General features: G+C 60.8%; 12 protein-coding genes. 2 read left to right on the top strand and 10 right to left on the bottom strand.

Going from position 1 to position 13313, the window contains the following annotated elements:
• Positions 1-34 precede the first annotated feature (34 nt).
• The 9 genes from ACYP2A_RS07085 to ACYP2A_RS07045 form a co-directional block, all read right to left on the bottom strand.
• Positions 35-823 carry an IclR family transcriptional regulator gene (locus tag ACYP2A_RS07085; protein ID WP_459743970.1) on the bottom strand — a complete coding sequence of 263 codons (789 nt, stop codon included), beginning with the start codon at positions 821-823 and terminating at the stop codon, positions 35-37.
• Positions 824-842: 19 nt separating this feature from the next.
• Complete coding sequence (locus ACYP2A_RS07080) at positions 843-1418, bottom strand: sarcosine oxidase subunit gamma (protein WP_459743968.1); 576 nt, start codon at positions 1416-1418, stop codon at positions 843-845.
• A gap of 2 nt (positions 1419-1420) precedes the next feature.
• Positions 1421-4327, bottom strand: a complete 2907-nt coding sequence (locus ACYP2A_RS07075; protein WP_459743966.1) for a 2Fe-2S iron-sulfur cluster-binding protein — start codon at positions 4325-4327, stop codon at positions 1421-1423.
• Positions 4324-4638 (bottom strand): sarcosine oxidase subunit delta, encoded by a 315-nt coding sequence (locus ACYP2A_RS07070; protein ID WP_459743965.1) that lies wholly within the window; start codon positions 4636-4638, stop codon positions 4324-4326. The genes ACYP2A_RS07075 and ACYP2A_RS07070 overlap by 4 nt, the downstream gene beginning before the upstream one ends.
• A gap of 14 nt (positions 4639-4652) precedes the next feature.
• Positions 4653-5894 (bottom strand): FAD-dependent oxidoreductase, encoded by a 1242-nt coding sequence (locus tag ACYP2A_RS07065; protein WP_459743963.1) that lies wholly within the window; start codon positions 5892-5894, stop codon positions 4653-4655.
• Positions 5876-6793, bottom strand: a complete 918-nt coding sequence (gene folD, locus ACYP2A_RS07060; RefSeq protein WP_459743962.1) for a bifunctional methylenetetrahydrofolate dehydrogenase/methenyltetrahydrofolate cyclohydrolase FolD — start codon at positions 6791-6793, stop codon at positions 5876-5878. The genes ACYP2A_RS07065 and folD overlap by 19 nt, the downstream gene beginning before the upstream one ends.
• Positions 6790-7656: a formyltetrahydrofolate deformylase gene (purU, locus tag ACYP2A_RS07055; RefSeq protein WP_459743961.1), complete on the bottom strand. Its 867-nt coding sequence runs from the start codon at positions 7654-7656 to the stop codon at positions 6790-6792. Before purU ends, folD begins: the two co-directional genes overlap by 4 nt.
• Before the next feature lie 871 nt (positions 7657-8527).
• The gene (locus tag ACYP2A_RS07050) at positions 8528-9193 is read right to left on the bottom strand and encodes an RraA family protein (protein ID WP_459743959.1); all 666 of its coding nucleotides are present in this window, start codon (positions 9191-9193) and stop codon (positions 8528-8530) included.
• Positions 9194-9326: 133 nt separating this feature from the next.
• Positions 9327-10229 carry a LysR family transcriptional regulator gene (locus ACYP2A_RS07045; protein WP_459743958.1) on the bottom strand — a complete coding sequence of 301 codons (903 nt, stop codon included), beginning with the start codon at positions 10227-10229 and terminating at the stop codon, positions 9327-9329.
• A 230-nt stretch (positions 10230-10459) separates the two neighbouring features.
• Here ACYP2A_RS07045 and ACYP2A_RS07040 point away from each other — a divergent pair, with 230 nt between their 5' ends.
• Both ACYP2A_RS07040 and ACYP2A_RS07035 read left to right on the top strand, forming a co-directional pair.
• Positions 10460-11794 carry an MFS transporter gene (locus tag ACYP2A_RS07040; RefSeq protein ID WP_459743956.1) on the top strand — a complete coding sequence of 445 codons (1335 nt, stop codon included), beginning with the start codon at positions 10460-10462 and terminating at the stop codon, positions 11792-11794.
• Between the two features lies 1 nt (position 11795).
• Positions 11796-12458, top strand: a complete 663-nt coding sequence (locus ACYP2A_RS07035; protein WP_459743955.1) for an RraA family protein — start codon at positions 11796-11798, stop codon at positions 12456-12458.
• Between the two features lie 10 nt (positions 12459-12468).
• Here the strand turns inward: ACYP2A_RS07035 and ACYP2A_RS07030 are convergent, their stop codons facing one another.
• Positions 12469-13062: a helix-turn-helix domain-containing protein gene (locus ACYP2A_RS07030; RefSeq protein WP_459743954.1), complete on the bottom strand. Its 594-nt coding sequence runs from the start codon at positions 13060-13062 to the stop codon at positions 12469-12471.
• Between the last annotated feature and the right edge of the window lie 251 nt (positions 13063-13313).

Raw genomic sequence — 13313 nt, 5'->3', positions numbered from 1 at the left:
CGGATTCTTTAACGGGCAACGGCGGCTTGAAGGGTCAAGCCGGGGTATTTTTTACCCGATAACCCAGCGCCTGATTTATCTGTTCGCGACACGCCAGTAACAAATCCTGAAAACGTTCGCGGGCGCCTTGTGAATCCATCACCGCATCGGGCCCGGAGAGGTTGATCGCGGCCGTGACGATGCCGGCGTGATCCTTGATCGAGGTTGCAATCGCCGTGGAGTAGTCCGAGCGATGCAGTACCCAGCCTCGTTCGCGGTCTTCACTGATCATTGCTTGCAGTTCAGGCAGGGTACGCGGTGCCGGCGCCGGGTAGTCGTCCAGGCGAATATGCTGGTACAGCGCCCCCAAACGGGCATCGTCCAGCTCGGTGAGCAGCATGCGCCCCATGGCAGTGCAATGGCAGGCGATGCGCGTGCCGACCGGGATGTTCACCGACAGCCGCTGGGCCGCAAAGGCGCGGTACAGGTACAGGCTGTCGGTGTGTTCGCGAATGCTCAGGTGGCACGACAACGAGGTCTTGTCGCGCAATTCGTTGAGGTGCGGCATGGCGACATCGACGATGTCGCGGCTGGCCAGATAGCTGAAGCCGTCACTGATCACCCGCGCGCCGAGTTCGTATTGGGTGTTGCGTTTGTTCAGGTAGCCCATCTGGGTCAGGGTGAACAGAATCCGGTAGATCGCCGAGGTACTGACCCCCAGTTGCTCGGCGATTTCCTGCATGCCCAACGAGCGCACCTGCGCATTGAACAGGCCCAGCACACTCAACCCCCGGGCCAGGGCCGGAACGCTGTAGTCGGTGTCTTTGTCCGGGGTTTCGATCATGGGCAAGGCTCCGGGGGGATCAGGCAAACTCTGCCATCGCATCGATCACGGCGGCCTTGAAATACTCCCGTGAGCAGCGATCGAACAGGATCTGAAAACACGGTGTCAGCGCAGAGCCTGCATTGACCACGATCACGTTGATCCTGGCGGCCGAGGTCTGCGCCACGGCGCCCGGCCCGAAGGCCTGGGGCCGCAGGTCGACGCCGCACAGTTTGGCCATGACCTCGCTGACGGCTGCGCCCGACAGTTGCAGCCAGGCATGGCTGTCCTGGCGCGGCAGCAGGTAGTTGGCCAGGTGGTCCAGCTCCCAGCGCGCTTCTTCGTCGGCGATGCGCTGGCCTTCATCCTGGCGGCTGCCGAGGATGAAGTATTCGGTCTGCGACAGGCGTGCAACGTGACTGCCGTCGGCCTGGGTGACCGCGCGGTTCGGCGCCTGAGGCAGTTCGAAGCCGCGTCCGAGCAAATACTCGGCGCTTTGCGTGCCGCGAAAGCCGACTCGCGCCAGATCGGTCAGGTCTTCAAGCGTGCACAGCGATTGTGTGCCGGTTTCGATCGGGCGCTGTACAGCAGGTTTTTCAAAGGCAAGGCTGGACATGTTCAAAGCTCCTGACGCAGGTTTTCAGGGTCGAAGAAAGGCAAGGGCACCACCGTGGCCTGGACCACCACGCCGTCTTCGACGCGGATCGGAATCTGCTGGCCGGGCTGGCTCTGATCGAAGGCGGCGTAAGCCAGGCCGATGATCTTGTCCAGCGTTTGCGAGTATTCGCACGAGGTGACGTTGCCGCTGATATCCGGGCCTTGCAGCACCAGATGGCCTTCCAGCGGCAGAGGACTGGCCTTGGGCAGGGTGAAGCCGACCAGTTTGCGCTTTTGCGGCTGGGCTTCGAGGATGTCCACCGAGCGGCGGCCGACGAAGAACGGCTTGGTGCGGCTGACCGCCCAGCCCATGTCGATCTCGACCGGGTGCGTCATGCCATCGGTGTCCTGGCTGATGATCACATGGCCTTTTTCCAGACGCAGCAAGCGTTGGGTCTCGACGCCAAACGGCTTGATGTCGAAGTCCTTGCCGGCCTCGACCAGCGCATCCCACAGCTGTACGGCATAACGCGCCGGCACGTGGATTTCGTAACCCAGCTCACCGACGAAACCGACCCGCAGCAAACGCGCCTTGATGCCGGCCACGGTGCCGGTGCGCACGCCCAGGTACGGGAAGCTTTCAGCTGACAGATCAAGGTCGGTGCAGACTTTTTCCAGCACCTTGCGCGAGTCGGGCCCGGCCAGGTTGACCGCCGAAATGGCCGCGGTGACGTTGGCGATGTCGACGTTCAGGCGCCACTGCGCGTTCCACTTGAGCATCTGCTGATAGATGCGATCGACGCCGCTGGTGGTCGCCGTCACGTAAAAGTGGTTTTCGGCAAAGCGCGCGCACACACCGTCGTCGATCACCACGCCGTGTTCGTTGGTCATCAGCGCATAGCGTGAGCGGCCCACCGGCTGTTTGAGAAAGGCGAAGGTGTACATGCGGTTGAGCAGTTCGGCGGCGTCCGGGCCGCGCACGTCCAGGCCGCCGAGGGTCGAGACATCGATGAGGCCGACCTTGGTGCGCACGTGATGAGCTTCGGCCTGCATGCAGGCGTCGCGTTGCGACGGCTTGCCGTAGTAGGCCGGACGCTGCCAGATGCCGGCGGGCATCATTTTCGCGCCGGCCTGCACATGGCGGCTGTGCATCGGCGTTTGCCGGTACGGGTCAAACGCGCGGCCAGCGACGTGGGCCAGCTTCTCGGCTTCGAAAGGCGGCCGGGCTGTGGTCACGCCGGTTTCGCTGACGCTGCGCTGGGTAGAAGCGGCGACCAGGCGCGCCGTCGGCAACGCCGAATGGCGGCCCTGCGAAGGGCCCATGCCAACGGTGGAATAGCGCTTGACCAGTTGCACGTCGCGGTAGCCGATGCGCGTGGCGTTGATGATGTCCTGAACTTGCAGGTCTTCGTCGAAGTCGACGAAATCCTTGCCCTTGGGGTGCGGGAAGATCGGCCACGGGAAGTTGACCGGCGCCTCACCGCTCAACGGCAACGGCTTGGCGGTCAGCTCCAGACCGAGGCTGGCGACGATCTCGGCGCTGGCATGAATCGCGTCGGCCAGCACGTTGTCCAGCGCGTAATAGCTGTGCACGGAACCGGCAATGCGCAGGTTGGCCGGCAGGCCGCTGAGGGTGAAGCCGGCGGTCTGGTCGTTATAGGCCAGCTTGCCGCCGGCCTGACACAGCAGTTGATAGGCCGGCATGTAGCCGCCGGACATGCACAGCAGGTCGCAGTCGACGGTAAAGCCAGCGCTCGCTACCTGGCCCTGGCCGGTGATCTTGCGCAGGTCGGCACCGCTGACGTGGCGCATGCCTTTTTCGTGCAGGGCCTCATAGACGGTGGTGCTGGCGTGACAGGTGATGCCGCGTTTTTCCAGCTCGACCAGCAAGGCGCGGTCCGAGGGCTGGGTGCGCATGTCGGCCAGCGCCACAACGTTCACGCCTTGGTCGTGCAGGTCCAGCGCCGCCAGGTAGCCATCGTCGTTGCCGGTCAGCACCACGGCGCGCTGGCCGGGCTTGACCGCATACAGCTTCATCAGCCGCTGGGCCGCGCTGGTCAGCATCACGCCGGGCAGGTCGTTGTTGCGGAAGATCACCGGCTGGTCGAAGGCGCCGCTGCACACCAGACACTGGGTGGCGCGGACCTTGTACATGCGCTTGCCCTGAATCACCGGCAAATAGTTGTCGGTGAACCAGGCGTTGCAGGTTGCCTGCTTGAGCACCTGGATATTGGCGTGGCTTTCCACGGCCGCCACCAGTTCACGCCGCAACTGTTCGGCACGCTGGCCTTGCAGGTCGAAGCGGGCGTAGGTCAGCGAGCCGCCAAGAATCGGCTGTTGCTCGATCAGCAGCACCTTGGCGCCGGCATTGGCGGCGGTCAGCGCCGCTTGCAGGCCGGCGGGACCGGCGCCAATCACGGCCAGATCAGTGAACAGGTAAGCCTTGTCGTAGTACTCGGGCTGGAAGGTCAAATCCAGCACGCCGAGGCCGGCCTTTTTACGAATCACCGGCTCCCAGACTTTCCACATGCCCTTGGGCTTGTAGAAGGAGCGGTAATAGAAGCCTACCGGCATGAATCTGGAGAACTTGCCGAGCAGGGCGTCCTTGTCGTTGTCCAGCGAGCCGTTGAAGTTCTGCCCGGTGACTTGCAGGTTGTGTTGCAAGGCAAAGGTGTCGGCCAGCACGTTGGGTTCGCGCGGCAGTTGCACCAGCGTATTGGCGTCCTGGCCGGCCATGCTCAGCGGCCCGCGCGGGCGGTGGTACTTGAACGAGCGCGACAGCAGGTAGCGGCCGTTGGCGAGCAGGGCGCTGGCGATGCTGTCGCCTTGCAGGCCCTGGTAGGTCTTGCCGTCGAAGCTGAAACTCAGCGCTTTATCGCGGTCGATCAGCAGGCCCATGGGGGCGGGCAGGCGGTTGGCGGTACTCATCCTGCGATCTCCTGAGTGGATTTGGGGCCGGAGGCGGTGAAGTCGACGCGGCTGTTGAACAGCTCGCGCGGGTCGAAGGTGCGGATGATTTCATCGCTGCCGGTGTGGCGCTCGGCCAGAAACCAGTAGCTCGACGGGTTATGCATCCACCATTCGCGAACCACCCCCAGGGTGTCTTCGCTGTTGAACACGTAGTCGGCCCACTCGGCGTCGCTGCAGGTTTGCGGGTCGGGCATGACCTTGAACTCGCCACCGTAGGTGAACTCGCTGATATTGCGCGGCCCGTTGAGCGGGCATGTCATGACTTTCATCTATTACTCCTCACTCAATGGCTGGCCGCTGTCGCGCCCATTTCGTTGACTTGCTGGAAGGTCGAGAAACGTTCCAGGCCAAACGGCTTGATCAGGTCCGGCACCTTGCCGCCGCTGGCGACCAGTTCGGCCATGGTCTTGCCGCAGATCGGCGTGGCCTTGAAGCCCCAGGTGCCCCAGCCGGCGTCGAGGTAGTAATTCTTCACCGGCGACAGGCCCATGATCGGGCTGTAGTCCGGGGTCATGTCGGTGATCCCGGCCCACTGGCGCATCAACTTGGCGTTGGCCAGAAACGGGAACATCTCGATGGCATGGGCCAGCAGGCTTTCTTTCAGGTCCAGCGTCGAGCGGGTGTTGAACAGCGGATACGGATCGGAGCCGCCGCCGAACACCACCTCGCCACGGCTGGTCTGCTGCACATAGCAGTGCAGCGCCGAAGAACTCACCAGCGGGTCTAGAAACGGCTTGAACGGCTGGGTGACCATCGCCTGCAACGGGAAGGTCTGGATCGGCGAACGGATGCCGGCCTTTTTCATCATCTGCGAGCTCATGCCCGCCACCGCCTGCACCGCACAGCCGCACTGGATGGTGCCGCGATTGGTTTTCACCGCCGTGATGGTGCCGTTGTCGATGACCAGTTCCTGCACTTCGGTGAGCTGGTGAATCTCGACCCCACGCTTGGCCGCCTGCTTGGTGTAGCCCCAGGCCACGGCGTCGTGCCGCGCTGTAGCACCGTCGATGTGCCACAAGCCTGCGATCACCGGCAGATGGCCGGGGTCGAGGTTGAGGGTCGGTACCAGTTCGCGAATCTGCTGGCGGTCGATCATCTCGGTGCGCCCGCCAAAATGCTTGTTGACCTCGGCCCGCTGACGGAACGAACGCACCGTGGCGTCGGTGTGCGCCAGGGTCAGCTGGCCGCGATGCGAGTACATGATGTTGAAGTCGAACTCGTTGGACAGGCCTTCGAACATGCGCACCGATTCGGCGTAGAAGCGCACGCCTTCGGAGGTTAAGTAGTTGGAGCGGATCACCGCCGTGTTACGCGCGGTGTTGCCGCCGCCCAGGTAGCCTTTTTCCAGCACGGCAATGTTGGTGATGCCGTGGTATCTGGACAGGTAATACGCCGTGGCCAGGCCATGGCCGCCGCCGCCGATGATCACCACGTCATAGCTGGGCTTGAGTTCTTTGGGCGCCGGCAGGTCGACCTCGACCGGGTACTCCGAGCTGAGCCCGTATTTCAATAGACTGAAAGGCATGCGGCCTCCGGCTGGCTGTTAAGGGGCTGAGCGTGGGATTGCAACTGCTGACGGGCAGCGGTCACGGTGTTGTGCATCAGAAAGGCGATGGTCATCGGCCCGACACCGCCGGGCACCGGGGTGATCGCCGACACGTGGGGCAGGGCGCTGTCGAAATCGACATCGCCGACCAGCCGGCTGCGCTCGCCATCCTGAATACGGTTGATGCCGACATCGATGACCACCGCACCGGGCTTGAGCCAGCTGGCGTCGATCATGCGTGGCTTGCCGACGGCGGCAATAACGATGTCGGCCAGCTTGCACAACGCCTGGGCATCGGTACTGCGCGAGTGCACCACGGTGACCGAGCAGTGCGCCTTGAGCAGCAGTGCGGCCATGGGTTTACCGACGATGTTCGAGCGACCGATCACCACGGCGTGCTTGCCGGCAAGATCGCCCAGGGTTTGCTCCAGCAGGTACAGGCAGCCGGTGGGCGTGCAGGGCGCCAGCACCTCGCGGCCCTGACTCAGGCCACCGACGTTTTCGCTATGGAAGCCATCGACGTCCTTGCGCGGGTCAATGGCTTGCAGGGCGCGGGTTTCTTCGATGTGCTTCGGCAGTGGCAACTGCAGCAGGATGCCGTTGACCAAAGGATCCGCGTTCAGCTCGGCGATCAGCGCCAGCAAGCGGTCTTCGGCGCAATCAGCCGCCAGGCGATGTTCGATAGAACGAATGCCGCACTCTTCGGCGCGCAGGATCTTGTTGCGCACATACACCTGGCTGGCCGGGTCTTCGCCGACCAGAATCACCGCCAGCGCTGGCGTGATGCCTTGCGCTTCAAGGGCCAGTACATCTTGCTTGACCTGTTGCAGCACACGCGCCGCTGCGGCCTTGCCGTCGATAAGCCTGGAGGTATTCACCGGAAGATCACCGTACGGTCGGTATTAAGGAAGACGCGGTGTTCCAGGTGGTACTTGACCGCCTTGGACAGGGCCACGGTTTCGGTATTGCGCCCGGTGACGACCAGGTCATCCGGCAGGTAGACATGGTCCACCCGCTGCACTTCCTGCTCGATGATCGGGCCTTCGTCCAGATCGCTGGTGACGTAGTGCGCGGTGGCGCCGATCAGCTTGACGCCGCGCTCGTACGCCTGGTGATACGGCTTGGCGCCCTTGAAGCCGGGCAAAAACGAGTGGTGGATGTTGATCGCGCGGCCTGAAAGTTGCTTGCACAAGTCGTCGGATAGAATCTGCATGTAGCGCGCCAGCACCACCAGTTCGGTGCCGGTGTCATTGACCACCTGCATCAGCGCCGCTTCTTGTGCGGCCTTGTTGTCCTTGTTCACTGGCAGATAGATAAAGCGAATGCCTTCGCGCTCGGCCATGGGCCGCAGGTCGAGGTGGTTGGAGACGATGGCGGTGATGTTCATGTCCATCTCGCCCTTGTGGTAGCGGTACAAGAGGTCGGTCAGGCAGTGGTCGAATTTGCTCACCATCAACAGCACGCGCATCGGCTCGCGGGTGTCATGCAGCTCCCAGTCCATAGCGAAGTTGCCGGCGACATCGGCGAAACCGGCCTTGAGCTGCTTGATATCGCCCTGGTGACCGTCGTTGAAACGGAATACGGCACGCATAAAGAACCGACCGCTGAACTCGTCATCGAACTGGGCCATTTCACCGATGTAGCAAGCGTTGCCGGCCAGATACGAGGTCACCGCCGCGACGATGCCGGAGGTCGCAGGACAACTGATTTTCAGGATGAAATGGTTCTTTTCGTGTTGCATGGCACGTCCTCGGAAAGTGGCGGCAGCTCAGCGCAGGGCGAAAATTCAGGGGTAAAAATGTTTTTCAGGGGTGAATAAAAATTCCTGATGGGAATTAAATATTCTTGAGGTCGTTTTATAGGTGAAAGAGGGCGTGCCGTCCAGACAAATCTGGAAAGTTTTTTTCTTGAGGGGAAATTAAGGCGGAGGGAGAATCTGTAGGATCGATCAGTTAAGGACACATGGACTCGGAGTGAGCGCAGCATCGCGAATGCGGCCGCACAATCACTACGAATGTGTTGATTTTACTGGCCCTTTCGCGAGCTAACGCTCACTCTCATCAAACATAAAATAAGTTATTGATTTTATTGAATTAAAAACACCACTTGTAGGAGGCAGCTCTGCTGGCGATTGAGCGCAAAGCGCTCACAGAAATCGTCGAAACGCTACAAATCTACGACTGCTGCGCAGCCGATCGCGATGGTCCGGCATTCCGGCAGAGCTCCCTCCTAAAGGTCCCATGTTTGCTGCGCGACAGCGCGGCGCCATGGCGACGGGCGATCTCTCATCAAACATAAAATAAGTTATTGATTTTATTGAGTTTAAAAAACCGATGTAGGAGGGAGCTCTGCTCGCGATTGAGCGCGAAGCGCTCACAGAAATCGTCGAAACGCTGCGAATCTACGACTGCTGCGCAGCCGATCGCGATGGTCCGGCATTCCGGCAGATCGGGACGCCTACCGGCCCCTCCTACATCCCATGTTTGCTGCGCGACAGCGCGGCGCTGTGGCGTCGGGTGATCTCCTGCGTATTCGGTGCCAGACGAAATCCGGCTTGACTGATCGGTATTAGTCCTACGAGTTGGCGTCAAGCGAAAAATGTTTAAATTCGCTCAGTTGGCCAGCCCGGCCTTTTCCAGCACTTTTTCCAGCCACGATTGATCGATCGCCCCGGTGGCGATCTCGGCCTTTACCTGTTCTTCATGCGCTTCGTGTTCGCGGGCCTTTGCCAGCACCTGCTCGGCAATGTCCTGGGCAAACGCGACGAAACCGTCTTCGTCGCCGACCACGATATCGCCGGGATTGACGATCATGCCGCCGATCGACACCGGGACGTTGATTTCGCCGGGCCCGGTCTTGTACGGGCCGCAATGCACGACGCTGCGCGCATAGCACGGGCTGTTCTCGAAGCTTTCGACATCGCGAATCGCGCCGTCGACGATAAAGCCGACACAACCGCGCTGCTCGGCATAGAGCTTGATCAGTTCACCGATCACCGCGTTGTTGGTATCGCCCTGGGCATCGATCACCAGCACATGGCCGGGTTCGAGCAGGGTCAGCGCCTTGTAGATGTAAAGGTTGTCGCCCGGACGGGTCTTGACGGTCAATGCGGTGCCGACCAGCTTGCCGCTGCGGTTATAGCGGGTCAGCCCGCGTGCGCCGATATGCCGGCCCAGGTTGTCGCTGATGTGCGGCGTGACCACCGAAGCGAACGCTTCGATCAAATGTGCCGGCGCAAGGGCAGGGGATGGAAAAATACGAGACCCGGGTAACGGCATGACAACCTCCAGAATGATGTGAACCCCGTGGGGATGGGCATCGATGGTAGGCAAGTAGCGCCGCTACTTTTAGCGATATTTATGGATGATTAATCATCGATTTAAGTAATTTTTCTGTTGGCAGTGCTGTGCCTCAGCATTGCAGAATCAGCCGGCTGAAATCGCAGCACTGTTGCGCCAGGCGCGATACTTCAACGCTCAGGCCTTGCAAGCGGTCAACTCGATGCACGGCGGCATAGCCGATGCGTGGCAACGGCATTTGCGTGTTCAGCACCTTTAGCCGGCCCTGATCTATCACCGGGCTCAGGCATTGCCTGGGCAAATAGCTGATGCCCACGCCAGCAATGGTCAGCCCCACCTGGGCGACCAGGTAGTGGCTGGTCAGGGTCGTGTTCAAGCGCACATCGTGTTCCGCCAGCCAGCGCTCGTAGATCAGCCCGGTGCCCGAGCTGCCGCCCTGAGTGAGTACGGTGAACGAGGCCAGCCGCTGCAGGTCGATGGGCTCATCGCTTTGATGCAGTGACGGCGCGCACATCCATGCATTCTCGACGTCCTTGAGTGGCGTGGTGACGAAACGGCTGTCGCGGAAGATATCCGGCACGATGATCAGGTCGAGTTGGTCGTTCTCCAGCTTGCGAAACAGGTCGGTGCTCAGTTCGATGGAGGGCTCCAGCGTGACTTTGGGGTAGGTCTGGTGAATCTGTTCGACCAGCGCTGGCAGCCAGGTCAGGGCCGTCAGCTCGGTTACCCCGAGCCGAAAGCGCCTGACCAAGGTTTCTTTCGAACTGATGCGCTCCAGCAGATCATCACGCTGACGCAGCATCTCGACGGCGCACTCGTAGAGTTCGCAGCCTTTGTGGGTCAGGCGCGCACTGCGCCTGGAGCGGTCGAAAATCGACACGCCGAAGGCTTCTTCAAGCTCCTGCACACGTTTGGAAATGGCCGACTGCGACATGTTCAGCTTGGCCGAGGCGGCCTCGAAACTGCCCAGCTCAACGATCCAGTAGATGGCCTCAAGTTGCTTCAACGTAATCACTGCATACCCCGTGCGTTCAACGCGCTGGCTGATCGATGTTGAGTTTAAAGGCGGGATTGTTCACTAAAAGTGATGATACGGGGTGAGTATTTGTCGCTTTTTTTGAGGCTTTGTTGGCCCTAGATTACCCGGCGAATTACAAAAATAAGGGTATCGACATGCCAACCGTTGAACAGGCCAAGGCCTCTGCAGTAGCCAGAACACGCAGTGTCTCTCCACGAAGTGTCTCTTTGCGAAGTTCTTATCGCTGGGTCGTGGCCGGGCTGATCTTCTCGATTTACACCATCGCCGCCGCCGACCGGGCCAATCTGGGTGTCGCGCTGCCCTTCATCCGCAAAGAGTTCGAGATGACCAACGCCGAAGCCGGCGGTTTGATGAGTCTGTTCCTGCTGGCATATGCCCTTGCGCAAATTCCTGCAGGCCTGGCGTTCGGCCGCCTGGGCGTGAGCAAGATCCTGCCGACCGCGATGATCATGACCTCGGTGCTGACCGGGCTGGTCGGCACGGCGGGCTCGTTGCTGGCACTGAAGATTTACCGCTTTGGCCTGGGCCTGGCGGAAGGGCCACTGCCGATCAGCATGACCACCACGATCAACAACTGGTTTCCGACCCGCGAGAAGGGCATCGCCTCGGGCATTTTTCTGTCGGCGGTCAAGTTCGGGCCGGTGATCGTGCCGCCGTTGTGTGCGGTGATCATCTCGGTGTGGGGCTGGCGCGAGGTGTTCTACTTCTTTGCGATTCCCGGCATTTTGCTGTCGATCGTCTGGTATTTTCTGGTCGCTGATCATCCGTCCAAGAGCCGCTTCGTCAATCAGGCAGAGCTGGACTATATCGCCGATAAAACCCCGGCTGAAATCGCCGGTCAGGCAGACGTGGCACCGGCTACAAAACCTGCCGGCACATGGTTGAAAAAACTCGACGTGTTCATTCGCCGCCGTGAAGAAACGCCGCTTGAAAGCAAACGTCAGGTGTTCCGTTCGTGGAATATCTGGGGCTGCGCCACCAGCTACTGTTTCCAGCTGGGAGTATCGAGCGTGTTGCTGGCATGGATTCCGACCTACCTGATGACCGTCAAGGGCTTCTCGGTGATGAACATGGGCCTGGTGTCGGCTGCGCCCTGGGTCGGCGCCGTGCTGGGTAACCTGTTCGGCGGCTATTGCTCGGACCGTCTGTTGGGCGGGCGGCGCAAGCCGGGCATGCTGCTGTCGGCCCTCGGCACCTCGTTGATGATGTACCTGCTGATCAATTCGCCGGCTGACCCGTTGTCGTACGGGCTGCTGCTGATGCTCACCGGCATCGTCCTGAGCCTGGGCTTTTCTTCCTACATGACTTACCCGATGGCGCTGGCCAGCAAGGCGACCTTTCCGGTGGCCAATGCCATCGTCAACATGATCGGCCAGTTGGGCGCGGCGGCAACGCCTTTCCTGACCGGCCTGTTGCTGGACAGCTATGGCTGGAACTACGTGTTCTCCTACCTGGCCATCGGCTCGTTCATCAGCTTCGTGTTGCTGCTGACCATTGCCGAACCCATTCCCCAGAAAACCACTGCCGTTGCAGGAGCCTGATATGCATCCCGAAGACCAAGAACTCACCGCCCTGTTTGCCGGGCTCGATACGCCGGGGGTTTCCGACGCCATGGATAAACTCGGCCTGCCGGGTCACTGCTTCGGGGTGATGCCGCTGGACAACTACAAGCAGGTTATCGTCGGCCCTGCGTTCACCGTGCGTTACGTCAGCGCCAGTACGCCACCAGGCACCGTCGGTGACTTTATCGAAGACGTCGCCGAAGGCGATGTGGTGGTCATCGACAATGACGGCCGCACCGATTGCACGGTGTGGGGCGACATCATGACCCAGTACGCAGGGGCCCGGAACATTGCCGCCACGGTGATCGACGGCGTCTGCCGCGACGTCAACAAGGCGCTGGGCGATGGCTACCCGCTGTTCACCAAGGGACGTTTCATGCGCACCGGCAAGGACCGTGTGCAGGTGGAGGCGGTCAACCAGCCGGTGTCGATCGGTGAGGCGCGGGTGTGCCCGCGCGACATCGTGATTGCCGACGCCAACGGCGTGGTCGTGGTGCCGCGCGGGCGCGCCCGTGAAGTGGCCGAAACCGCACGGCAGATCGAAGCGGTCGAAGCTGATATCCGTGCGCTGATCAGCGAAGGTAAAACCCTGAAGCAAGCCCGCGAAGCTTTGGGTTATCACACCCTGCAACGCAAAGGCTGATCGCGGGGTTTCAGGATTCGCCGTAGTTCATGATCGACAACAGGCGAATCGGCACCTGCACCAGTTGCTCCGGCCCATGCGGGATATCGCCGTCGAAGGTCAGGCTGTCGCCGGCCTGCATGCGGTACAGCTGGTTGCCGTGGCGGTAGATCAGCTCGCCTTCAAGCAAATGCAGGAACTCGGTGCCGGGGTGCGAGAAGGTCGGAAACTCCTCGCTGGCGTCGTCCATGCTCACCATGTAGGCCTCGAAACTCTTCTTCGGCCCACGGGTGTGGTTGAGCAGGTGATAGGTGTGGCCCTTCTCGGTACCGCGGCGTACCACCTCCAGCCCTTCATCGGCCTTGACCAGCAGCGCGCTGCTGCCTTGCTGGTCGTACTGGCTGAACAGCTTGGACATCGGCATGCCCAGCACGTCGCAAAGACGGCTGAGGTTGTCCAGGCTGGTCGACACCTGGGCGTTTTCGATCTTGCTCAACATCCCCTGGCTGATACCGGCAATGCGCGCCACGTCGGCGAGCTTGAGTTCCTGCGCCTGGCGCTGGCGCTTGATCTGGATGCCCAGGTATTGCTCAAGCTTGAGCTTGGGAGGGTCTTCATGGCTCATAAGGTTTGCACGGTTTCCGTTCAATAATTTTTATTTCGCACTGGGAAAGTGCATTTATTCATTCGTTTTGGTCAGCACCGAATGGATTATTCGCAGTGGGAAAAAGAGTTTCCCATATATACAGACGAAAAACCTCGTTCAAGCGAATTTCGCGCCGCTCTGGCAAAACTGGCAAGCGCCTTGCATTCCTGTAGTGAAAGTAAGTTTCCTGAATGGAATAAGATGGGGTCCAGGCAGTGAAACGACAGTTT

This window comes from Pseudomonas sp. 3A(2025) (assembly GCF_054589175.1).
Note: the sequence above shows the minus strand (reverse complement) of the source record. Positions and strands in the feature narration are given on the sequence as shown.